This window comes from Streptomyces sp. NPDC020747 (assembly GCF_044334695.1).
Lineage (GTDB): Bacteria > Actinomycetota > Actinomycetes > Streptomycetales > Streptomycetaceae > Streptomyces.
On record NZ_JBIRTJ010000009.1, the window covers coordinates 302286 to 323391 of the forward strand.

The window sequence follows — 21106 nt, forward strand, 5'->3', positions numbered from 1 at the left end:
TATCGGTGCGGAGCGGTGGCCCCTCCGGTGGGCGGTGGCGGTCCGTCCGGTGGGAAACCACGGCCCGTCCGGTGGGCCGATCGTGCGGTTTGCGCCGCTCGGAAACCCGTCGTTCACGGAGTTCACGGGTTTCTCAGGGATCGCTGACACGCTTCTAACATCCGTTTAACCGGGCGCACAGTGCCGGGGCCCACGATCGCGGCATGCTCTCCCACGGAGTTCGTCCGCGCAGTGGCCGTCCGTCCCGGCGCAGGTCTCTCGTGTACGCCTCGGTCGCCTCCGTCGTGCTCGTGGGCGCCACGTCCTCGGGGACGATGTACGTGAAGACGCAGGCGATGGAGGCGACGGTGGAATCTTCGGCGGTGCCCACGTCCGCGGCCAGTTCCAGGTCCAAGCCCAGCCCCGGTCCCAGCCCCCGTCCCAGTCCCAGTCCCAGCCCCAGTCCCGTGGTGGACCGGGACGCGCTGCTCGCCGGGGCGGTGAAGGCCGTGGCCGTCGAGGACGGGGCGGCGGTGTCGGTGGCGGTGCTGGATGTGTCGTCCGGTGAGAGCGCTGTGTACGGGGACGGGGCGTTCGACACCGCGAGCATCGTGAAGGTCGACATTCTGGCCTCGCTGCTGTTGCGGGCGCAGGACGCGGGCCGAGGGCTCACCGCGCAGGAGAAGACGTACGCCGCCGCGATGATCCGGAACAGTGACAACGCGTCGGCGACCGCCCTGTGGACGGCGATCGGGCAGGCGGAGGGGTTGCGGGCGGCGAACGAGCGGTTCGGGCTGCTGGACACGGAGGGTGGGGACGGGGCGTTGTGGGGGCTGACGCAGACCACGGCAGCCGATCAACTCGCCTTGTTGCGGCAGGTGTTCGGGGTCTCCGAGTCGGAGTTGGGTGAGGGCTCCCGGTCGTATCTGGCCGGGCTCATGGGGCAGGTCGCCGTGGGGCAGGACTGGGGGGTGTCCGCGGCCGCGTCTGGCGTGGGGGCCTCTGAAATCGCCCTGAAGAACGGGTGGTTGCCGCGGAGTGCGACCGGGCTGTGGGACATCAACAGTGTGGGGCGGGTGGGTGTGGGCGGTCGCGAGTTTCTGGTGGCCGTGCTGTCCGACGGCAACTCGTCGAAGGAGAAGGGGGTTTCGGTGGTGGAGGCGGTTGCGAAGGCGGCCGTGGCTTGCTTCGAGGGGGACTGACGCTCCCGCGAGGTGCGGTGGGTGACGTGCGGGTCCGTGGTGGGTTGGTCGCGCCCACGCGGCGGAGCCGCACATCGATACAGCCCCGCGCCCCCAAGGGGCGCCCTACGGGTCGGTCGGTCTTCTGCTGCCTCGCCAGAGGATGACGGCCACTACCAGGAGGACGCCGCCGGTGCTGCCGGCCAGGGGGCCCACCCAGGCCGAGGTGGACTTGTCCTTCTTGGCGGCGTCGGGGCCGTTGCCGAAGTACTTGTTGTCGTGGGCCGCCGCTTTCATGCCCTCGGGCTTCAGGTCGGCGCCCGCCTTGATGGCCGCCGCGGGGTCCACGAAGCCGAAGCCCCGGGAGTCGTCGCGGCCGCCGGTGGGGGCGTCGCGGGCCGTGTCCTCCAGGAGCTGTTTGATCTGGGCCGGGGACAGGCCCGGGTGGGCCGCTTTGATGAGGGCGACCGCGCCGGAGACGAAGGCCGACGCGGCGCTCGTGCCCCAGCCCTCGTAGTACTTCCGGTCCGGATCGGCGATGACGACGTCGACGCCGGGCGCGCTGACCGTGGCGTACCAGCGGCGGGTGGAGAAGGAGGCGCGGGTGCCGTAGCGGTCGACGGCCGTCGCGGCGATGACGCCGGGGTAGGCCGCCGGGTACGAGATGTGGTCGCCCTTCTCGCCGCCGTTGCCGGCCGAGGCGACGACGACGGCGCCCTTCTTCAGGGCGTACTGGACGGCGGCGTCCTCGGATGCCTCGGGGTGGGCGGACTTGGAGTCGTCGCCGAGGGAGAGGTTGATGACGTCGGCGTCGTGGTCGGCGGCCCAGCGGATGCCTTCGGCGAGGGCGTTGCCGCGGGTGTTGCGGGCCTTGCCGCGGGCGGAGTCGCCGTCTTCGAGGATCACGCGGACGGGGAGGATCTTCGCCTGGGGGGCGATGCCCATGACTCCGTCGGCGTCGCCCGCGCCGTGTCCGTGGCCCGCGATGATGCCGGCCATCGCGGTGCCGTGGCGGGCCCAGGGGCGGTCGCCTCGGCCGGCGCCGAAGCCGACCATGTCCTTGCCGGTGAGGACGTTGCCCTCGAGGTCCGGGTGTTCGTCGTCGACGCCCGTGTCGAGGACGGCGACGGTGATGCCCTTGCCCTTCGTCGTCTGCCACGCCTCCTGCGCGTGCATCGCGTCGAGGGCCCACTGCTTGGCGCGGATGCCGTCGGCGTGGGCGGCGGTGGCGGGCAGGAGGGCGATGGTGGCGGCCAGGAGGCCGACCACGAATCCCCTCCTGTGCAGCCTGTGCAGGGCCCTGCGAGTCATGAAGGCTTCTCCGTGGCCGAGTTGACGGTCTTCCGGAGGCTTCGCTCGACGCGGTCGGCGAGGCCTTGGGCGTCGTGGCCCAGGCCGCCCTGGGCGGCGGGCGTGGTGGCGTCGGCCTTCATCGCGTCCGCGGCGGGCTGCGGTTCGGTGACGGCACGGCCGTCGGCGAAGCCGGAGACGGCGTAGACGACGACCGGGGCGTCGGTCAGGACCGAAACGGTCCAGGACGCGCGCTGGGCGTCGCCGAACCCGGCGGCGAGGGTGCCCTGCGCCGCGTACGGGCGGGGCATGAGGTCGCTCCGCCGGTCGAGGCCCTGTGCGTTGAACCGGGCGCGCAGGGTGCTCATGGCCGCGGAGTCCGCCTTCGTGAACAGCAGGCCGACCGTGGTGACGTGGCTGCGGGTGGCGTCCGTGTAGGTCGCGCGCAGGAGGCGCAGACAGCCCGCGGGGGTGAGGGCCTTGCGCAGGAGGGGGTCGAAGGCGTCCTTGCAGCCGCTGTCCGGGGCCACGGCGATACGGGTCCACGTGCGGTCGGCGCCGCCCGGGCCGGCGCCCTCGCCGTCGACGGTGGGCGGGAAGAGTTCGTCCACGGGGATGCTGTGCCACAGGGCCCCGGCCGCCGTGAACGCGTCCGGGGTGCCGGTCCCGCCCTCACTGTCACCGCTCAGCCAACTGCCCGTCACCGCGCCGCCGATGAGCCCGAGCCCCAGCACGACGCAGGTCACGACGGCCGCGAGGCGGGGGCGCGGGCGGCGGCCTCCCGTGTGCGGCTGGACGGTGTCGTTGTCGTACGTGTCGGGGGCCGCGAGGGACACGAAGGGGCGGTGGATCGGGTCCGGGGACTCGGTGACGTGCGGAGTGGGGTCCGTGAAGGACTCCGCCGAGCCGGACAGGCGGATCTCAGGGCGGCGCGGGGCACCGCCCGCCGCGGGCGGGTCGGCCGGGACGGGCCGGAGCCTGGTGGTCGTCTCCGACGGGGTCTCCCACGGAGCGCCGGTGCGCCGTGCGGAGGGGTGGAACGTGCTCGGCCGCGGCGGAACGGGCGGCCTGGCCGGGCGTTCCGCGGCACCCGGCCCGGACGGCGGCGCGACACGGCGTTCGGCGGCGCCGGGACGGGGCGCCGGAGTGTCCGGCCTCGGCGGGGCGAAGGGACGCAGGGGCAGTCCGGAACCGGGCCGCCCCTGGGAGGTGCCGTTGGCCGTCCGGGAAGTGCCGTTGGCCGTCCGCGGGTCGGTGCCGGGACGGGGCGGGGCGGACCTGCCCTCGCCGTTCGTGATCGGGCCCCGGGGCTCGGTCGCGGGCCTCGCCGGGCCATCGGTTCCCCGAGTGCTCCGACCGGCCGCTCCCGCCTCTCCCGGTGCGTTCGCGGGACGCGGCGGGACCCCGGCCGCCCTCTCGGCGTTTCTCCTCGGAGCACGCGGCTCCCCCACCGGACGCGGCGGAAAGCCTGCCCGCCCGGCAGGCCTCGCGGTCGCCCCGGACTCGGTCGCCGGACGCCGTGGGACATCCGCCTGGCCGGTGGCCCTTGAAGCCGCCCCCGGATCACGCGCCGGACGCGGCGGGACGCCCGCCCGCTCGGCACGCCCCGCACCCGTCCCGGACTCCGTCGCCGGACGCCGTAGGGCATCCGCCTGGCCGGTGGTCCTTGAGGACGCCCCGGGATCGCGCGGCGGGCGCGGCGGGACGCCCGGGTGCTCGGTGCGGCCCGGAGGCGTCTGTTCGGTGCGGCCCGGAGTCGTCCCGGGGGCGTCGGCCGGGCGTGGAGGGCGGGCCGTGTTCTGCGGGCTCGGCGGGGAAGTGCGTGGGCCGGTCGCCGGACGCGGGGGGACGGGCGGTTTCCCCGGCCGTTCCACGCGTGGCACGGCACCCGTGTCGGGCGGCGGTGTGTCCGGGAAGCGTGCCGAGGCGGGCGGCGGCGGGGGCGTCTCCTCCGGTTCGTGGCGGCGTTCGCCGGCGGGACGGAGGTTCGGGAAGCGGGACGACGCGGCCGAGGACGTGCCTCGGGGGCCGGCCCCGTCCGACGCGTGCGGCCGGTGCGATGTGCCGCCCGGGGTACCGGACCCCGGCCGAGTCCCCGCGATGCCGGGCCTCAGGGGGGCGTCTCCGAGGTCGCGCCCGGGGAGCGGGTCCGTGTCGTCGGCGTCGGATCCCTCGGGTCGCCGCGGACCCCCCGTGGCCCCGGGCTCGTGCGACGCGCGGCCGGGCCTCGCGGGTCCGAAGGCGCCATGCCCTGGCCTGTGGTCCGGGCTCTCGGGCGCCTCAGCGGCGCCCCGACCGGACGACGTACCCGCGTCTCCCGTGTCTCCAGACCCCTCGGACTGCTCTCGTCCGCTCTCCGCCGAGGGCTGCTCGGGGGGCGTCGAGGGGCGTGGCGGAAAGGAGGCGCGGCGCGCTTCCGTGCTCATGCACCCCCCGTTTCCTCGGCCCCGGCGACCGGCCCGCCGAAGGATCCCCTCCGGACCCGTTCCCTGCTTGCGTGCGCGTCACTCTACGGGTTGACGCTGTGCGAGTGGGAACCAGTCGGCAGGCCCGGGGCATCTGCCCGGAACGTCCCCCTACCCTGCGGTAATCAGGTCTGGCAGGCTTCGTCCATGACTGCCCGCGCCGCAGACCGAGCCCGTTACGACCGGGCCACCGCTCACCTAGACGCTCCCGTCGCCATCGTGGACTTGGAGGCCTTCGACGCCAACGCGGAGGATCTCGTACGGAGGGCGGCAGGCAAGCCCGTGCGCGTCGCGAGCAAGTCCGTACGCTGCCGTGCGCTGCTCGAACGCGTGCTGGCCCGGGACGGTTTCGCCGGGATCATGTCGTTCACGCTCGCCGAGTCGCTGTGGCTGGCGCGCTCCGGTTTCGAGGACGTACTGCTCGCGTATCCGTCCGCGGACCGCAAGGCGTACGCGGAACTCGCCGCAGATCCGAAGCTCGCGGCCGCCGTGACGGTCATGGTCGACGACCCGGCGCAGCTGAAGCTGATCGACGACGCCCGGGACGGCGGGCGCGAAGAGGTGCGTGTCTGCCTGGAGTTGGACACCGCGCTGAAGATGCTCGGCGGCCGGGTCCGCGTCGGCGCCCGCCGTTCACCGCTGCACTCCCCCGCCCAGGTCGCCGAGATGGCCCGTACGGTCGCTCGCCGGCCCGGTTTCCGGCTCGTCGGGATCATGGCGTACGAGGGGCACATCGCGGGGGTCGGCGACTCCCTGCGGGGGCGGCCGTTGCGGTCGCGTGCGATCCGGCTGATGCAGGCCACGGCCCGCAAGGAGCTGGCGCAGCGCCGTGCGGACGTCGTGCGGGCGGTCCGGGCCGTGGTGCCGGACCTGGAGTTCGTCAACGGTGGTGGCACGGGCAGCGTCCAGCACACCGCGGCCGAGGACTCGGTGACCGAGATCGCGGCCGGGTCCGGGCTGTACCAGCCGCGGCTCTTCGACAACTACACGTCGTTCAGCGGGCGTCCGGCCGCGCTCTTCGCGCAGCCCGTCGTGCGCAGGCCGGGGGTGGGGGTGGTGACCGTCCTCGGCGGCGGCTACCCGGCGTCGGGTGCCGCGGGCGCCGACCGGTCGCCCGTGCCGTATCTGCCCGAGGGACTGCGGTACGACGCCCAGGAGGGGGCCGGTGAGGTGCAGACGCCGCTGCTCGGCTCGCCCGCGGACGATCTGCTGATCGGCGACAAGGTGTGGTTCCGGCACGCGAAGGCCGGGGAGCTGTGCGAGCGGTTCGACGTGCTGCGGCTCGTGGAGGGCGACACGGTGACGGCGACGGTCCCGACGTATCGCGGGGAAGGCCACACGTTCCTGTAGCCGACAGCCGACAACCGACAGCAGATGGCCGGTAGCCCATGGTCGGCCTTGGTCCGGGAGGCCGGGGCCGACTACTGGGTGGGGCCGATGCTGCTGCCCACTCCGCCGCCCGTGCTCTCGTCGCCGACCGGCCGGATCCCCTTGGTGATCCGGTCCATGTCGGCGAGGGGCGGTCCCTCCTCGCCCGCGTCGAAGGCGTACCGCACCATGACCATCGACTCCGAGCCGACGCTGGACGGGAACGCCATCGACTGGACGTAACCTCCGGGCCCCGCCTCGGTCTTGACGCGCCAGCGCACGAAGTACCCGGTGCGGCCTGCGACCGCCACCGAGCCCTGCTCGGCCACCTCGTGGGAGGTGATGCCGTGGAAGGGGCGCTGGTTGATCTTGTTGCGGTCGTAGGCGCGGTCGGCCGCCTCGGATATGTCGTCCTTGGCGAGGGTCTCGGGGGACTTCTCGTCGTTCGAGGTGACCGTGCGCGAGATGACCGTGCCGTGGCGGCAGAGGCCGTCGTCGCCCGGGCAGTCGTACGTCCCGGACGTGGTCATCATGATGTCGGTCTCGGTGACGCTCTCGGGTCTGGCCCAGCCGTCGAGGAGCGGCAGGGTGATGCCGTTGAGTTCGTCCACGACGACGGAGGGGTCGTCGGCGGACGATTCGGAGCTGGACTCCGAGGGCGAGGGCGAGGGCTGGGCGCTCGTGGGAGCGGACGACGTGGGCGTCGGCGCGGTCTGCGGGTCGCCGTCGTCCCCTCTGAGGACGACGGCACCCGTGACGATCGCGGCGACCAGCACGACGGCCGCGGCGGTGAGGGCGATCGCCTTCCCGCGGCCGGAGCCGCCGGAACCGCCGGAGACGCCGGTCCCGAGCGGCACCGTCGGCGTGGAGGGCGCGAACTGCGGCTGCGTGTACGGCTGTTGGGGACTCGTCGCCTCGGGCGAGCGCCGGTGTTCGGTCCAGGTGGTCCCGTCCCACCAGCGCTCCACGTGCGGGCCCGAGGGGTCCCGGTACCACCCGGGCGGAGGCGTCATGCTCATCCAGGCACTCTAGGCGCCACCCGCCACGGGCACACGGCCACCTCCGGCAGGGGCCTAGAGCGGGGTCACGTATGCGCCGGAGATCCCGCCGTCCACCAGGAAGTCCGTGGCGTTCACGAACGAGGAGTCGTCGCTGGCGAGGAAGGCGACCGCCGCAGCGATCTCCTCGGCCTGCGCGAACCGCCCGACCGGGATGTGTACGAGGCGGCGCGCGGCCCGCTCCGGGTCCTTGGCGAACAGTTCCTGGAGGAGGGGTGTGTTGACCGGCCCGGGGCAAAGGGCGTTCACGCGGATGCCCTCGCGGGCGAACTGCACGCCCAGTTCACGGGACATGGCGAGAACTCCGCCCTTGGAGGCCGTGTACGAGATCTGCGAGGTCGCCGCGCCCATCCGGGCCACGAACGACGCGGTGTTGATGATCGACCCCCTGCCCTGCTGCCGCATGTAGGGGATCGCGGCCTTGCAGCACAGGTAGACCGAGGTGAGGTTGACCTCCTGGACGCGCTTCCAGGCCTCCAGGCCCGTCTCCAGGATCGAGTCGTCGTCGGGCGGCGAGATGCCCGCGTTGTTGAAGGCGATGTCGACGGACCCGTACGTGTCGAACGCGGTCCTGAAGAGCGCCTCGACCTGCTCGGGGTCGGTGACGTCGACCTTCACGAAGATGCCGCCGGTCTCCTCGGCGGCCGCCTTGCCGCGGGTCTCGTCGATGTCGCCGCAGACGACGTGGGCGCCCTCGGAGGCGAGCCGGCGGGCGGTGGCGAGGCCGATGCCGCTGCCGGCCCCGGTGATGACGGCGGTGCGGCCGACCAGGCGGCGGCAGATGATGTCGTCGGTCGATGCGCTCACTGTGCGGGGCCCTCCGTGCTGATGAAGACGTTCTTGGTTTCGGTGAAGGCGGCCAGGGCGTCCGGGCCGAGTTCGCGGCCGATGCCCGACTGCTTGAAGCCGCCGAAGGGGGTCCAGTAGCGGACGCTGGAATGGGAGTTGACGGACAGGTTCCCGGCGCGGACGGCGCTCGACACGCGCAGGGCGCGGCCGACGTCCCGGGTCCAGATGGAGCCGGCGAGGCCGTACTCGGTGGCGTTGGCGAGGCGGATCGCGTCGGCCTCGTCCTCGAAGGGGAGGACGACGGCGACCGGTCCGAAGACCTCTTCGACGGCCACGCGCGCGTGGGACTCGATTCCGGTCAGGACGGTGGGCGGGAACCAGAAGCCGGGGCCTTCGGGGGCGGTGCCCCGGATGCCGACCGCGCTGTCGGCGGCCTCGGTGACGTACGACCGTACGCGCGCCAGCTGGGACCTGGAGATCAGCGGGCCCATGGCCGTCTTCTCGTCGGCCGGGTCGCCGACGGTGACGGACTCGATCGCCGGGGCGAGGAGTTCGAGGAAGCGGTCGTACGCGGACCGCTGGACGAGGATGCGGGTGCGGGCGCAGCAGTCCTGGCCGGAGTTGTCGAGGAAGGACATGGGGGTGGCCGCCGCGGCGGCCTCGATGTCGGCGTCGGCGAAGACGATGTTGGGGCTCTTGCCACCGAGTTCGAGGGTGACGCGTTTGAGATGTGCCGAACCCTTTGCCAACACCTGTTTGCCCACGGCCGTTGACCCCGTGAAGACGATCTTCGCGACCCCGGGGTGTTCGACCAGCGCGTTGCCGGTGACCGGGCCCGCTCCCGGGAGTACCTGGAAGAGATGCTCCGGCAGCCCCGCCTCCAGGGCGAGTTCGGCCAGCCGCAGAGCCGTCAGCGGGGTCGTCTCGGCGGGCTTGAGAACGACCGCGTTGCCCGCCGCGAGTGCCGGAGCCACTCCCCACGCCGCGATGGGCATCGGGAAGTTCCAGGGCGCGATGACCCCGACCACACCCAGCGGTTCGAGGATCGTGATGTCGAGACCACCCGGCACCGGGATCTGGTGCCCGGTGAGCCGCTCCACTCCCCCGGCCGCGTAGTCGAGCAGATCTCGTACGTTGCCCGCCTCCCAGCGGGCGTTGCCGACGACGTGCCCGGCCTCGCGAACCTCCAACTGGGCGAGCTCTTCCAGATGCTCGTCGACGACGACGGCGAACCGGCGCAACAGCCGGGCCCGCTCACCGGGCGCGAGGGCGGCCCATCGGACCTGCGCTCTTCCCGCCCGTACGACCGCGGCGTCGACGTCCTCGGGGGTGGCACCCGGGACGGTGGAGATGACCTCCTCCGTCGCCGGGTTGAGAACTACCAGTTCGTGCAGGTGCGACACCTTCGGCCTCACAGACGTTCGAAGGAGCGGCGGAGCTCCCAGTCGGTCACCACGGCGTCGAAGGCGTCCAGTTCGACGCGCGCCATGTTGCGGTAGTGCGCGACCACCTCGTCACCGAAGGCAGCCTTGGCGATGGCGCTGTTCTCCCAGATCTCGGCGGCCTCGCGCAGTGTGGTGGGCACGTGCTCGTATCCCGAGGTGTACGCGTTCCCGGTGCACGCCTCCGGCAGCTCCAGCTTCTGCTCGATGCCGTACAGCCCGGCCGCGACGAGCCCCGCGACGGCGAGGTGCGGATTGACGTCCCCGCCCGGGAGCCGGTTCTCGAACCGCATCGAGCGCCCGTGCCCGACGACCCGCAGTGCGCAGGTCCGGTTGTCGTACCCCCAGGCCACGGCCGTCGGCGCGAACGACCCCGGCTGGAACCGCTTGTACGAGTTGATGTTGGGCGCGTACAGCAGCGAGAAGTCCCGGAGCGCGGCGAGCTGTCCGGCGAGGAAGTACCGCATGACCTGCGACATCCCGCCCGCCCCGTCGCCCGCCATGACGTTGGTGCCGTCGGCGTCGGCGAGCGAGAGGTGGATGTGGCAGGAGTTGCCCTCGCGCTCGTTGTACTTGGCCATGAAGGTGAGCGAGACGCCTTCCTGGGAGGCGATCTCCTTGGCCCCGGTCTTGTAGATGGCGTGCTGGTCGCAGGTGACCAGGGCCTCGTCGTACTTGAACGCGATCTCGTGCTGCCCGGGGTTGCACTCGCCCTTGGCGGACTCGACGGTCAGCCCGGCGGCGCCCATCTCGTTGCGAATACGCCGCAGGAGTGGCTCGATCCGCCCGGTCCCGAGCACCGAGTAGTCGATGTTGTACTGATTGGCGGGCGTGAGCCCCCGGTAGTTCGCGTCCCAGGCCTGCTCGTAGGTGTCCTTGAAGACGATGAACTCCAGCTCGGTCCCCACCTGCGCGGTGAATCCGTGCTCGGCGAGCCGCTCCAGCTGGCGCCGGAGGATCTGGCGGGGCGCGGCCACGACGGGCGAGCCGTTGTCCCAGGCGAGGTCGGCGACGAGCATCGCCGTACCCGCGTTCCACGGAACGCGACGCAACGTACTCAGGTCCGGATGCATGGCGAAGTCCCCGTAGCCACGCTCCCAGGACGACATCTCGTACCCGTCGACGGTGTTCATGTCGGTGTCGACGGCCAGGAGGTAGTTGCAGCCCTCCGTACCGTGGTGCAGGACCTCGTCGAGGAAGAAGCGCGCGGCGAACCGCTTGCCCTGGAGCCGCCCCTGCATGTCCGGGAAGGCCAGGACGACCGTGTCGATCTCCCCGCTCGCGACGAGGGCGTGCAGCTCCTCGACACTGAGCGGTGGTGTGCGGTCTGCCACGGAAAATGCCTCCTTCGGTCAGCCGAGAGCCATAAGGTATTGCCGAGAACCATTGCTTGGGAAGGGGGCACGGCCAGATGTCGCAACCGGATCCACACGAACCGAACGACCGGCTGACGCCGGTGCTGCGCCCGGTGCGCGCGGGCAACGGCTTCGAGGAGGCCCTGGAGCAGATCCTCCAGGTCGTCCGTCTCGGTCTGGTCCCCGGGGGCGAACGGCTGCCCGCCGAACGGGAGTTGGCGGACCGGCTCGGGATCAGCCGGGTGACGCTGCGCGAGGTCCTGAAGGTCCTCCAGGACCAGGGCCTGGTCGAGTCGAGACGTGGCCGCTACGGCGGCACGTTCGTCCTTCCCCGAACCGACGCCCCCGGCGAGGCGGAGCTGCGCCGTCGGATCGACGAGGTCGACATAGAGGACGTCCTGCGCTTCCGTGAGGTCCTGGAGGTGGGCGCGGCGGGCCTCTGCGCCGCCCACGGCCTGTCCCCCGCCCAGTCGGCCCGCCTGCGCGAGGCGCTGGCCCGCACGCAGGACGCGCCCCTGAGCGACTACCGCCGCCTGGACACCCTCCTGCACCTCACCCTCGCCGAGCTGTGCGGTTCACCGACCCTCACCGCCCAGTACGCGGCGGTACGCGCCACCGTGAACGACCTGCTCGACTGCATCCCCCTCCTGGTCCGGAACCTGGAGCACTCGCAGCGCCAGCACGAGGCGCTGGTCGAGGCGGTGCTGGACGGGGACGCGGACGGAGCCCGGGAAATGATGCGCGAACACTGCGGGGGCACGGCGGCACTCCTGCGCGGCTTCCTGGCATAAGGACGTGTGCGAGGCGCCCGCCCACAAGATCCAGTCAAGTCACCCCTGTAAAGGTATGGGGTCGGTCTATTAGCCTCCTCCCGAGGGGCGTACGAGAAACAGGGAGCGTGGGGATGACAGGCAGACCGCTCATCGGAGTCAGCACATACCTGGACACCGCGCGCTGGGGTGTCTGGGAGCTGGAGGCGGCACTGCTGCCGGCCGGCTACCCGCGCCTGGTCCGGTCGGCGGGCGGCCTGGCAGCGATGCTGCCGCCGGACGAACCCGCCCACGCCGCCGAGACCGTGGCCCGGCTCGACGGACTGGTGATCGCGGGCGGCCCCGACGTGGACCCGTCGCGCTACGGCGCCGCCCGCGACCCACGATGCGGTCCCGAGGCCCGCACTCGCGACACCTGGGAACTCGCCCTGATCGAGGCCGCGTTGGCCTCCGGCACACCCCTCCTCGGAATCTGCCGCGGAATGCAGCTCCTGAACGTGGCGCTCGGCGGCACGCTCGTCCAGCACATCGACGACCACGTCGAATCCGTAGGAGTCTTCGGCCACCACACGGTGAAGCCGGTCCCGGGCTCCCTCTACGCCGCCCTGGTCCCCGAGGAAACATCCGTACCGACCTACCACCACCAGGCGGTGGACCGCCTGGGCACGGGCCTCGCCCCCTCCGCCCACGCGGCGGACGGCACGGTCGAGGCGATCGAACTCTCCGGCCCCGGCTGGGTGTTGGGCGTGCAGTGGCACCCCGAGATGGGCGAGGACCCGCGCGTCATGGCAGGCCTGGTCCGAGCCGCTTCCTGAGCCATTCGAGGGCGGCGTCGCCCTGGGCCCGCTGGAACTCGCGGAGTGTCGGCAGACCGGGCGGCGAGGGCCGCCGCGACTGTCCGACGAAGTATCCCGCCAGCGCCGCCAGGGTGGCCGTCACTCCGGCCGGATCCGCCGCCCTCCCCAACGGGTGCCCGGTGAACAGCACTTCGGGATCGGGGCCGCCCTGCGCCCGGACACACGGCAGCATCACCAGGAGGTCGAACCAGGGGGCGGCCAGCTGGGCGTGAGGCCAGTCGACGAAGAGCACCCGCCCCGGCGCGTTCTCCGGGGCCGTGAGGAGGATGTTGTCGGCGCGGAGGTCGCCATGGGCGAGGGTGTCGCCCGAGGCGAACTCGGCCCAGGGCGCGGCGAGTTCGGCGAGCGCGGGAAGGTTCCGTACGGTCCAGGGGTCGAGGCCCTCGCTCCCGGCTCCGGCCCCGTGCCCCGCGTCCAGCATCCTCTGCCAGCCTCGGAAGGCGTTCGCGAGGGCCTCTCCGACCGGCGGGACGTCCACGGGGGACGGCGTCAGCGTGCGACTGAGCTCCCCCACCGCGTCGAGAACACGCGCCAACTCCCTCTCGTACCAAGGCACATGGGGCTGACGCCCGTCGATGTCCTCGAAGACGAGCGCCACCCAGTTCCCGTCGTCGTGCATTCCGAGAAACCTCGGTGCGGGCGTCTCGGCCGGCAGGGCGGCGGCGTTCCTCGCTTCGCGTCGGTGCATGTCCGGGCTGTCCGGGTTCGCCTCGGCGCTGACGGCCTTGACGAATGCCCGTCGGCCGTCCGCGGTCCTCACCCGCGCGGCCGGTCCCGGCGAGAATCCGCCCGTCTGAGTGACCGCTTCCACGACGGGGGCGCCGAGCAGGTCCGCGACGGCTTGCCTCACCGGCTCGGGGACCGCTCCCCACGGGGTGCGGATGCCTGTCGCCGGCGGCGCGCTCATCGTCATGCCCCGCATCGTCCGTCGGCGGCACGCCCCGTCGCCACCACTTTTCCCACCGCGGGTGCGGCGGGCGCTGGTCGCGCCCACCCTGCGGGGCCGCACATGCCCCCCGCCCCGCCCCTACGACCGTGTCAACGTCAACAAGTCGCGCGCCGGTCCCGTAGGCCGATGCCCCACAGGCCACACGGCCCGCAGATCCCGGCTCAGCCGAACGCCGTCCACGGGAATCTCGACGAGCCGACGCGCGGACAGCTCCTCCCCGAGCGCCAGCTCGCTGAGAACCGCCGGCCCCGCCCCCGAAGCCGCGGACGCCTTCACCGCCGTCGTGGACGAGAGCTCGATCAGAGGGCGGGCCAGCCCGCCGAGCGCCGCGTCCAGCACCTGCCGCGTGCCCGACCCCTCCTCCCGCAGAATCAACGGCGTCCCCGCCAACTCCCCCGCGTCGAGCGCCCGCCGCCTCCGCGCCCACGCGTGTCCGGGCGCGGTCACCACGATCAGCCGGTCGTGGGCGATCACCACGGAGTCCAGCCCGCTCGCCACGGACACGCCCTCCACGAACCCGAGGTCCGCCTCACCGGAGAGCACCCGCTCGGCCACGACCGTCGAGTTCCCGGCGATCAGGGACACCGCGGTGTCCGGCCGCTGCGCGCGCAGCGCGAGCAGCCACCCGGGCAGCAGATACTCGGCGATCGTCATGCTCGCCGCGACCCGCAGCCGGGAGTCCCGCCGGTCCCGCAACGCCTGCGCCCCCGCGTCGAAGGCCTCCGCGGCCTCCACCACCCGCCGGGCCCAGTCCGTCACCAGCGCTCCGGCGTCGGTGAGCCGCGACCCTGTGGGTGAGCGGTCCACCAGGGCGACCCCCAACTGCCGTTCCATGGACCGGATCCGGCTGCTGGCGGCCGGCTGCGTGATCCCGGTCTCGCGGGCGGCCCGCCCAAGGCTCCCGAGCCGCGCCACGGCGAGCAGCAGCTCCAGCGCACCCAGATCGGGGACCCGATGCGACAGCCCGCCTCCCGGTATGGGCGCCGTCTCGCGAACCCCCTGGTCACCCGTCCCGTCATCCCGACTCATAAGCCCACCTTATGCCCTCATAGACCGGTACTCCCTGGTGAGCCGTGCCCCACGGAGGCACGGTGAACTCATGGCCACAGCCCACCCGCTCACCGCCACCACGGACAACACCAGCCATGCCAACCCCGGCCGCCTCACAAGGGCAAACGCGGCGGCACAGGCAAAGTCATCCCCCTTCCGCCACCTCGGCCCGAACTGGTACGCCCCGGTGATGGGCACGGCGATCGTGGCCACCGCGGGCGCGGGTCTCCCCTTCGGCCTCCCGGGCCTGCGCACGTTCTGCACGACGGTCTGGGCGCTGTCCCTGGCCATGCTCATCGCCCTGCTGGCCGCCCGGGCGGCCCACTGGACGCACCACAGGGACCAGGCCCGCGCCCACCTCCTGGACCCGTCGATGGCCCCCTTCTACGGCTGCCTCTCCATGGCCCTGCTGGCCGTGGGCGGCGGCGCCCTGGTGGTGGGGCAGGACTGGATCGGCGTACAAGCGGCGGTCGCCCTGGACGTGGTGCTCTTCTCCACGGGCACCCTGATCGGCCTGGCGGCGGCGGTGGCCGTCCCGTATCTGATGGTCGTGCGCCACCGGGTGGACCCGTCCCAGGCCACCCCCGTGTGGCTGCTCCCCCTCGTCGCGCCGATGGTCTCCGCGGCGCTCGGCCCCCTACTCGTACCGCATCTCCCGGCCGGTCAGGCCCGCGAGACCCTGCTGCTCGCCTGCTTCGCGATGTTCGGTCTCAGCCTGCTGGCCACGCTCGTGATGCTGCCGATGATCTTCGCCCGGCTCGTCACGGGCGGTCCGCTGCCGCTCGCGCTCACCCCGACCCTGTTCCTGGTCCTGGGCCCGCTGGGCCAGTCCACGACGGCCGTCGACAAGTTCGCCGTCGCCGCCCCGGGTGTGGTGCCGGCTCCGTACGACCAGGGGTTCGGGATCCTGCCGGTGCTCTACGGCGTCCCGGTGATGGGTTTCGCGCTGCTCTGGCTGGCGCTGGCCGCCGCCCTGGTGCTGCGGGCCCGCCGCCGGGGCATGGTCTTCGGCATGACCTGGTGGGCGTTCACCTTCCCGGTCGGTACGTGTGTGACGGGCGCCGAGGGGCTCGCCCGGCACACCGGGCTCGTCGTCTACGACGGACTCACGGTCGCCCTGTACGCCCTGCTCCTCGCGGCCTGGGCGGTGGCCGCCGTCCACACGGCTCGCGGCCTCGTCAGCGGACGGCTGCTCGCAGCGCCGCGCCGAGCACTCGCGGAGCTTCCGTCAACGACGGTCCGTACCACGTGAGATGGCGCCCGCCGACGAGTGCGCAGGGCACCCCTTCGAAGGCCTCCGGGCCGTCGTCGCTCGTGAAGCGGTACGGCTCGTCGGGCAGCACCACCAGGTCGAGGCCGGCGGCGCGCAGTTCCTCGACCGGGACCCGCGGATAGCGTTCCGCATGGCTCGCGTACACGTTGTCGACGCCCAGGCGGGCCAGTACGTCCCCGGCGAAGGTGTCCCGTCCGACCACCATCCAGGGCCGCCGCCAGATCGGCACGGCGGCGCGCAGGCGCCTCTCCGGGCAGGGCCGGTCCAGCCAGGCCTCCTCGGCCTCGTCCAGCCACCGCGGCCGGGTCCGCAGCCCGCACGCGCGGACCACCCTGTCCAGTTCCCGAAAGGCCCCCGGCACATCCCGTACCTCGGTGACGAGCACGTCGAGTCCCGCCTGCCGCAGGGCGGTCAGGTCGGGCTCGCGATTCTCCTCCTCGTTGGCGATGACCAGGTCGGGCGCGAGGGCGACGATCCGCTCGACGTCCGGGTTCTTGGTGCCCTTGACGCGTACGACGTCGAGGTCGGCCGGATGACTGCACCAGTCGGTCGCCCCGACCAGGACACCCGGCGCGGACACGGCGACGGCCTCGGTGAGCGACGGGACGAGTGACACCACTCTCATGGCCGAGCTCTCCGGACGGCGGTCGTCGGTGATCGGTGGTCGCTCATCGGCGCGGATCGTCCTCCACGGCCTCGATGTGGTCCGCGACCGCGACGATGAGCACGCGTGTGTCCGCGTCGGTCGCCCGCCACCGGTGCCGCACGCCGCCCGTCAGGTGCAGGGTGTCGCCGCGTCCCAGTCGGTACGCGCGGCCCTCGGCCTCGACCTCGACGGCGCCGTCGGCCACGTACATCAACTCGTCGTTGCGGTGCTGGAATTCGCGGCCGGCGTCGTGATCGCCGGAGAACTCCATGGCGTGCAACTGGTGGTGACCGCGCACCAGGGGGCGCACTCGGGGCTCGTGGGTGAACTCGGAGTCGTCCGCGCGCACCAGGTCGACGCTGCGCGCCGGGTCGGCGGCGGCGAGGAGTTCGACACACGTCGTGTGCAGGGCGTCCGCGACCCGTTGGAGGGAACGCATGCTGGGCCGCGCCCGCTCGTTCTCGACCTGGCTCAGGAACGGCACCGACAGGCCGCTGCGCTCGGCGACGACGGCGAGGGTGAGCTCCAGTGCCCGGCGCCGCCGCCTGACGGCCGCGCCCACTCGAAGGGTTTCCTTGTTCTCGTCCATCGCCTCGGCTCCCCCCTGTGCGTCGTCGGTGCGCTGCTCTGTGTGTGCGTGCCCGTGGTGCGGTGGCGGCACGTTCGTTGTACGTACGCGCCAATTTCTCGCGAGTTCCTGATGTGTTGTCTGCACCCTACGGGTGTTCGGCAAACCGTTTCATGCGCCCGTCACATCGCTGTGAACATCGCCGCACGGCGCCGGCGGACCGGGGCGGCCGTTGCCCGGGTCGTATGCGCGGGTACGGCGCGAGGGGTGGGCAGCGCCGTACGGCGCTGCCCACCCCTCGCGGAGGCCCCTACCGGGGGACGTGCTTACTGCGGAGTCATCCGTTCCACCATGTCCGGGTGCTCCTTCAGCCACGCGGAGACGGCTTCCTCCTCCTGCCCCTGGCCGCGGTCCTTGATCTCGCTCTCCAGGCTGCCGAGTTCGTCCTCGCTCATCTTGAAGTTCTTGATCCACTTGGTGAGCTGCGGGTACTGCTCCGGGAACTTCTTGCTGGAGATGGTCCGGATCGTGTTGCCCTCACCGAACGTCTTCTTCGGGTCCGCGAGCTTCGTCAGCTTGTATTCGCTGTAGGCCCAGTGCGGCGACCAGAGCGTGACGGCGACGGGCTCCTTCTTGGCGTACGCGCGCTTCAGCTCGGCCAGCATCGCGGGCGTGGAGCCGTCGACGATCTCGTACTCCTCGTCCAGGCCGTAGCCGGGCAGGACCTTCGTCTTGGCGAGGTTCATCTCGCCGGTGCCCGGTTCGATGCCGATGATCTTCCCGTTGAAGAGATCGCCCTTGCCCTTGAGATCCGCGAGGGACTTGACGTCCTTCACGTACGAGGGCACCGCGATCTCCAGGGAGGTCGGCTCGTACCAGGTGCCGAGGTCGCGCAGGTTGTTCTTGTGCTTGTCCCAGTAGTTGGCCTGCGCGTACGGCAGCCAGGCGTCGAAGTTGAGGTCGATGTCGCCGGTGGCGAGGCCGGTGTAGACCGGGCCGACGTCCATCTGCTTCAGGTTCAGCTTGTAGCCGCGCCGGGCCAGGACGTCCTTCCAGAGGTAGGTGACGGCGATGTCCTCGTCCCAGGGGAACCAGGCGACGTCGACCGTGCGCTTCGCCTCGGCCGGGGTGCCGGAGGAGGACTTCGCGACCGGGGCCAGCTTGTCGACGACGCCCGGGTTGCTCTTCAGCCAGGTGCGTACGGCGTCCTGCTGCTTGCCCTTGCCGGCCTTGTTGATGTCAGCCTCAAGGCTGGTGAGCTGCTTCTCGGTCATCTTGAAGCTCTTGAGCCACTTGGCGACGACCGGGTTGTCCTGGGCGAAGCCCTTGCGGGAGAGCGTGTGCACGCCGTCGCCCTTGCCCCAGGCGCCCTTCGGGTCCTCGAGCTTCCTCAGCTTGTACTCGCTGTACGCCCAGTGCGGCGACCAGAGCGTGCCGACGAACGGCTCCTTCTTGGCGTACGCGCGCTTCAGCTCGGCCAGCATGGCGGGCGTGGAGCTGTCGACGACCTTGTACTCCTTGTCGAGCCCGTACTCCTTGAGCACCTTGGTCTTGAGGAGGCCCATCATTCCGGCGCTGGACTCGATGCCGGTGATCTTGCCGCCGAACTCGCCCGCCTTGCCCTTGAGGTCCTCCAGGGACTTGATGTCCTCCATGTAGGCGGGCACGCTCAGTTCCAGGGACGTCGGGCCGTACCAGGAGCCCAGGTCGTCGAGCTGCTTGCCGTACTTCTTCCAGTACTGCTCGTGGGTGGTCGGCAGCCAGGAGTCGGTCTGGAAGTCGATGTCGCCCTGGGCGAGCGAGGTGTAGAGCGGGCCGGCGTCGAACTGCTTGGTCTCGACCTCGAAGCCGCGCTGCTCCAGGATCTCCTTCCAGAGGAAGGTGGAGGCGACGCCCTCGTCCCAGGGGATGTAGCCGATGGTGACCTTCTTGCCCTGGCCGACGTTCCCGCCGTCGGACGCGGTGGTCTCGCTGTCGCTGGAGCCGAACATGCCCATGCCGCCCGCGACGAGCGCGAGCACGACGACGCCGATGACGGCCACGGAGGGCCGGGGGCGGTAGGACCAGATCTTCAGGCCCTGTGCGGCCTGCAGCTTGGCGGCGGTGCGGCGGCCGAGCGGCGAGACCTGGGTGCCAAGGGCGCTGGTCATGCGGTCCAGGTAGATGGCGAGGATGACGATGGCTATGCCCGCCTCGGCGCCGAGGCCGACGTTGAGCTGGCCGATCGCCTCGTTCACGTCGCCGCCGAGGCCGCCGGTGCCGACCATGCCGGCGATCGCGGCCATGGACAGGCCCAGCATGATGACCTGGTTGACGCCGGCCATGACGGTGGGCAGCGCGAGCGGCAGCTGGACGCGCAGCAGGATGTTGCGGGGGGTGGTGCCGAACGCGTCGGCGGCCTCGACCAGTTCCTTGTCGACCTGGCGGATGCCCAGTTCCGTCATCCGGACGCCGGGTGCCAGGGCGAAGATCAGGGTGGCCACGATGCCCGCGGGTCCGCCGGTGCCGAAGAACAGGATCGCCGGGATGAGGTAGATCATCGCCGGCATCGTCTGCATGAGGTCGAGCACGGGGCGTACGAGGCCGCTGACCCGGTCCGAGCGTGCCGCCCAGATGCCGACGGGCACGGAGATCACCAGCGCGATGATCGTCGCCACGAGGACCAGCGACAGGGTCACCATCGCGTTCTCCCACAGTTCGAGGGAGTCGATGAAGGCGAATCCCACGAAGGCGAGGACACCGGCGGACGTGCCGCGCAGCCAGAACGCGATGACCGCGAAGATGCCCGCGAGGAGCAGGGGTTCGGGCGCCTGAAGGACGTCGTTGATGATGTCGTAGGTGCCCTGGAAGACGGTCTTCAGGAAGTCGAAGAGCCACGACATGTGGTTGAGCAGCCAGTCGACCGTGTCGTTGACCCGGTCGCCGAAGGGGATCCTAGGCACCGGCCTTCACCGCCTTGACGGTCTTGTCGCGCGGTGTGTCGCAGGGCACTGGTTCGCCCTGTTCGTCGCCGAGGAAGCCGACGAGCCGCTGCCGGGGTACGACACCGAGCAGCTTGCCCTTCTTGTCGACGACGGCCACGGGGTGCGTGAGCCGCGCGCTGATGGCGCACAGGTCGCCGAACGAGGAGTCGGGCCTGGCGGTCTCGCAGTTGCAGTCGGCCTCGTCGCCGCGCAGCTCCGTGTCCATGACGGAAGAAGCGGTGAGGACCCGAGAGCGGTCGACGTCCTTCGTGAAGGAGGCCACGTAGTCGTTCGCGGGGCGGACGAGGATGTCCTCGGCGGTGCCGATCTGGACGATGCGGCCGTCGCGCATGACGGCGATGCGGTCGCCCAGGCGCATGGCCTCGTTGAGGTCGTGGGTGATGAAGACGATGGTCTTCTTGAGCTTCTTCTGCAGCTCGATCAGCTGGTCCTGCATGTCGCGGCGGATCAGCGGGTCGAGCGCGCTGAAGGACTCGTCCATCAGCAGCAGGTCGGCGTCGGTGGCGAGCGCCCGGGCAAGGCCCACGCGCTGCTGCATGCCGCCGGACAGTTCGTCGGGCCAGGACTTCTCCCAGCCGGCGAGTCCGGCCAGCACCAGGGCCTTGGTGGCGCGCTCCTCGCGCTCGGCGCGCGGCAGACCCTGCACCTCCAGGCCGTACGCGGCGTTCTCCAGGACGCTGCGGTGCGGGAAGAGCGCGAAGTGCTGGAAGACCATGCTGACCTTCTTGGAGCGCACCTCGCGCATCTCACGGTCGTTGAGCGCGGTCAGTTCCTGCCCGTCGAAGACCACGCGTCCCGCGGTCGGCTCCAGGAGCCCGTTGAGCATGCGCAGCAACGTGGACTTTCCGGACCCGGACAGGCCCATGACGACGAAGATCTCGCCCGGTTCCACGGTGAACGACGCGTCGATCACCGCGGCCGTGGTGCCGTCCGCACGCAGTTCCTCACGGTCGGCTCCCCCGCGCAGTCGCTCGACCGCCTCGCCGGGTCGTCTGCCGAACACTTTGTAGAGCTGTTCCGCCTGCAGCCTGGATGACACAAGTACCTCTCGGGTCGAACGAAGACGGCCCGCCTCCCCCGCC

Annotated in this window: 17 protein-coding genes; 5 read left to right on the forward strand and 12 right to left on the reverse strand. The window is 71.7% G+C overall.

Annotation, left to right across the window (positions count from 1 at the left end; genetic code table 11):
- The first annotated feature begins 203 nt into the window (after positions 1 to 203).
- Positions 204 to 1181, forward strand: coding sequence for a hypothetical protein (locus tag ACH4YP_RS24605; RefSeq protein WP_398492482.1), 978 nt, complete (start codon positions 204 to 206; stop codon positions 1179 to 1181).
- Positions 1182 to 1286: 105 nt separating this feature from the next.
- Here ACH4YP_RS24605 and mycP read toward each other — a convergent pair whose 3' ends face one another.
- Together mycP and ACH4YP_RS24615 are read right to left on the reverse strand one after the other, a co-directional pair.
- Entirely contained in the window at positions 1287 to 2471 is a 1185-nt protein-coding gene (gene mycP / locus ACH4YP_RS24610; RefSeq protein ID WP_398492483.1) for a type VII secretion-associated serine protease mycosin, read from the reverse strand.
- A complete protein-coding gene (locus ACH4YP_RS24615; RefSeq protein ID WP_361067121.1) occupies positions 2468 to 3286 on the reverse strand; it encodes a hypothetical protein in 819 nt (272 codons plus the stop codon). The genes mycP and ACH4YP_RS24615 overlap by 4 nt, the downstream gene beginning before the upstream one ends.
- A 1776-nt stretch (positions 3287 to 5062) precedes the next feature.
- Between ACH4YP_RS24615 and ACH4YP_RS24620 the strand changes: the two genes are divergently transcribed.
- A complete protein-coding gene (locus ACH4YP_RS24620; RefSeq protein WP_398492485.1) occupies positions 5063 to 6265 on the forward strand; it encodes an amino acid deaminase/aldolase in 1203 nt (400 codons plus the stop codon).
- Between the two features lie 71 nt (positions 6266 to 6336).
- Here ACH4YP_RS24620 and ACH4YP_RS24625 read toward each other — a convergent pair whose 3' ends face one another.
- The 4 genes from ACH4YP_RS24625 to ACH4YP_RS24640 are packed head-to-tail and all read right to left on the reverse strand — an operon-like array spanning position 6337 to position 10906.
- Entirely contained in the window at positions 6337 to 7296 is a 960-nt protein-coding gene (locus ACH4YP_RS24625) for a DUF2510 domain-containing protein (protein WP_398492613.1), read from the reverse strand.
- Positions 7297 to 7356: 60 nt separating this feature from the next.
- Positions 7357 to 8148: a 3-oxoacyl-ACP reductase gene (locus ACH4YP_RS24630; protein WP_398492487.1), complete on the reverse strand. Its 792-nt coding sequence runs from the start codon at positions 8146 to 8148 to the stop codon at positions 7357 to 7359.
- Entirely contained in the window at positions 8145 to 9533 is a 1389-nt protein-coding gene (locus ACH4YP_RS24635) for an aldehyde dehydrogenase family protein (protein WP_398492489.1), read from the reverse strand. Before ACH4YP_RS24635 ends, ACH4YP_RS24630 begins: the two co-directional genes overlap by 4 nt.
- 8 nt (positions 9534 to 9541) lie before the next feature.
- Positions 9542 to 10906, reverse strand: a complete 1365-nt coding sequence (locus ACH4YP_RS24640) for a glutamine synthetase family protein (RefSeq protein WP_361067110.1) — start codon at positions 10904 to 10906, stop codon at positions 9542 to 9544.
- Positions 10907 to 10983: 77 nt separating this feature from the next.
- On the opposite strand from ACH4YP_RS24640, the gene ACH4YP_RS24645 reads away from it, so the two are divergent.
- The gene (locus tag ACH4YP_RS24645; protein ID WP_361067108.1) at positions 10984 to 11718 is read left to right on the forward strand and encodes an FCD domain-containing protein; all 735 of its coding nucleotides are present in this window, start codon (positions 10984 to 10986) and stop codon (positions 11716 to 11718) included.
- Positions 11719 to 11831: 113 nt separating this feature from the next.
- Positions 11832 to 12512, forward strand: coding sequence for a gamma-glutamyl-gamma-aminobutyrate hydrolase family protein (locus tag ACH4YP_RS24650; RefSeq protein WP_361067105.1), 681 nt, complete (start codon positions 11832 to 11834; stop codon positions 12510 to 12512).
- Here the strand turns inward: ACH4YP_RS24650 and ACH4YP_RS24655 are convergent.
- Both ACH4YP_RS24655 and ACH4YP_RS24660 read right to left on the reverse strand, forming a co-directional pair.
- On the reverse strand, positions 12481 to 13467 hold the full coding sequence (locus tag ACH4YP_RS24655) for an aminoglycoside phosphotransferase family protein (protein ID WP_361067102.1): 987 nt from the start codon (positions 13465 to 13467) through the stop codon (positions 12481 to 12483). The genes ACH4YP_RS24650 and ACH4YP_RS24655 overlap by 32 nt on opposite strands.
- A gap of 114 nt (positions 13468 to 13581) precedes the next feature.
- The gene (locus tag ACH4YP_RS24660; protein ID WP_398492492.1) at positions 13582 to 14532 is read right to left on the reverse strand and encodes a LysR family transcriptional regulator; all 951 of its coding nucleotides are present in this window, start codon (positions 14530 to 14532) and stop codon (positions 13582 to 13584) included.
- A gap of 211 nt (positions 14533 to 14743) precedes the next feature.
- Between ACH4YP_RS24660 and ACH4YP_RS24665 the strand changes: the two genes are divergently transcribed.
- Positions 14744 to 15805, forward strand: a complete 1062-nt coding sequence (locus ACH4YP_RS24665; RefSeq protein WP_398492615.1) for a TDT family transporter — start codon at positions 14744 to 14746, stop codon at positions 15803 to 15805.
- Here ACH4YP_RS24665 and ACH4YP_RS24670 read toward each other — a convergent pair.
- From ACH4YP_RS24670 to ACH4YP_RS24685, 4 genes are all read right to left on the reverse strand, one after another.
- Complete coding sequence (locus ACH4YP_RS24670) at positions 15732 to 16451, reverse strand: helical backbone metal receptor (RefSeq protein WP_361067093.1); 720 nt, start codon at positions 16449 to 16451, stop codon at positions 15732 to 15734. The genes ACH4YP_RS24665 and ACH4YP_RS24670 overlap by 74 nt on opposite strands.
- A gap of 43 nt (positions 16452 to 16494) precedes the next feature.
- Positions 16495 to 17061, reverse strand: a complete 567-nt coding sequence (locus tag ACH4YP_RS24675) for an XRE family transcriptional regulator (protein WP_361067090.1) — start codon at positions 17059 to 17061, stop codon at positions 16495 to 16497.
- Positions 17062 to 17366: 305 nt separating this feature from the next.
- Positions 17367 to 19982, reverse strand: a complete 2616-nt coding sequence (locus tag ACH4YP_RS24680) for an ABC transporter permease/substrate binding protein (protein WP_398492495.1) — start codon at positions 19980 to 19982, stop codon at positions 17367 to 17369.
- Positions 19975 to 21063 (reverse strand): betaine/proline/choline family ABC transporter ATP-binding protein, encoded by a 1089-nt coding sequence (locus tag ACH4YP_RS24685; RefSeq protein ID WP_361063064.1) that lies wholly within the window; start codon positions 21061 to 21063, stop codon positions 19975 to 19977. Before ACH4YP_RS24685 ends, ACH4YP_RS24680 begins: the two co-directional genes overlap by 8 nt.
- Positions 21064 to 21106 lie beyond the last annotated feature (43 nt).

What these genes read in the sequence shown, in the direction of transcription:
- ACH4YP_RS24605 (WP_398492482.1), top strand. Translation starts at nt 204, where the DNA reads ATGCTCTCCCACGGAGTTCGTCCGCGCAGTGGCCGTCCGTCCCGGCGC.
- mycP (WP_398492483.1), bottom strand. Translation starts at nt 2,471, where the DNA reads ATGACTCGCAGGGCCCTGCACAGGCTGCACAGGAGGGGATTCGTGGTC.
- ACH4YP_RS24620 (WP_398492485.1), top strand. Translation starts at nt 5,063, where the DNA reads ATGACTGCCCGCGCCGCAGACCGAGCCCGTTACGACCGGGCCACCGCT.
- ACH4YP_RS24625 (WP_398492613.1), bottom strand. Translation starts at nt 7,296, where the DNA reads ATGACGCCTCCGCCCGGGTGGTACCGGGACCCCTCGGGCCCGCACGTG.
- ACH4YP_RS24645 (WP_361067108.1), top strand. Translation starts at nt 10,984, where the DNA reads ATGTCGCAACCGGATCCACACGAACCGAACGACCGGCTGACGCCGGTG.
- ACH4YP_RS24650 (WP_361067105.1), top strand. Translation starts at nt 11,832, where the DNA reads ATGACAGGCAGACCGCTCATCGGAGTCAGCACATACCTGGACACCGCG.
- ACH4YP_RS24655 (WP_361067102.1), bottom strand. Translation starts at nt 13,467, where the DNA reads ATGACGATGAGCGCGCCGCCGGCGACAGGCATCCGCACCCCGTGGGGA.
- ACH4YP_RS24660 (WP_398492492.1), bottom strand. Translation starts at nt 14,532, where the DNA reads ATGAGTCGGGATGACGGGACGGGTGACCAGGGGGTTCGCGAGACGGCG.
- ACH4YP_RS24665 (WP_398492615.1), top strand. Translation starts at nt 14,744, where the DNA reads ATGGGCACGGCGATCGTGGCCACCGCGGGCGCGGGTCTCCCCTTCGGC.
- ACH4YP_RS24670 (WP_361067093.1), bottom strand. Translation starts at nt 16,451, where the DNA reads ATGAGAGTGGTGTCACTCGTCCCGTCGCTCACCGAGGCCGTCGCCGTG.
- ACH4YP_RS24675 (WP_361067090.1), bottom strand. Translation starts at nt 17,061, where the DNA reads ATGGACGAGAACAAGGAAACCCTTCGAGTGGGCGCGGCCGTCAGGCGG.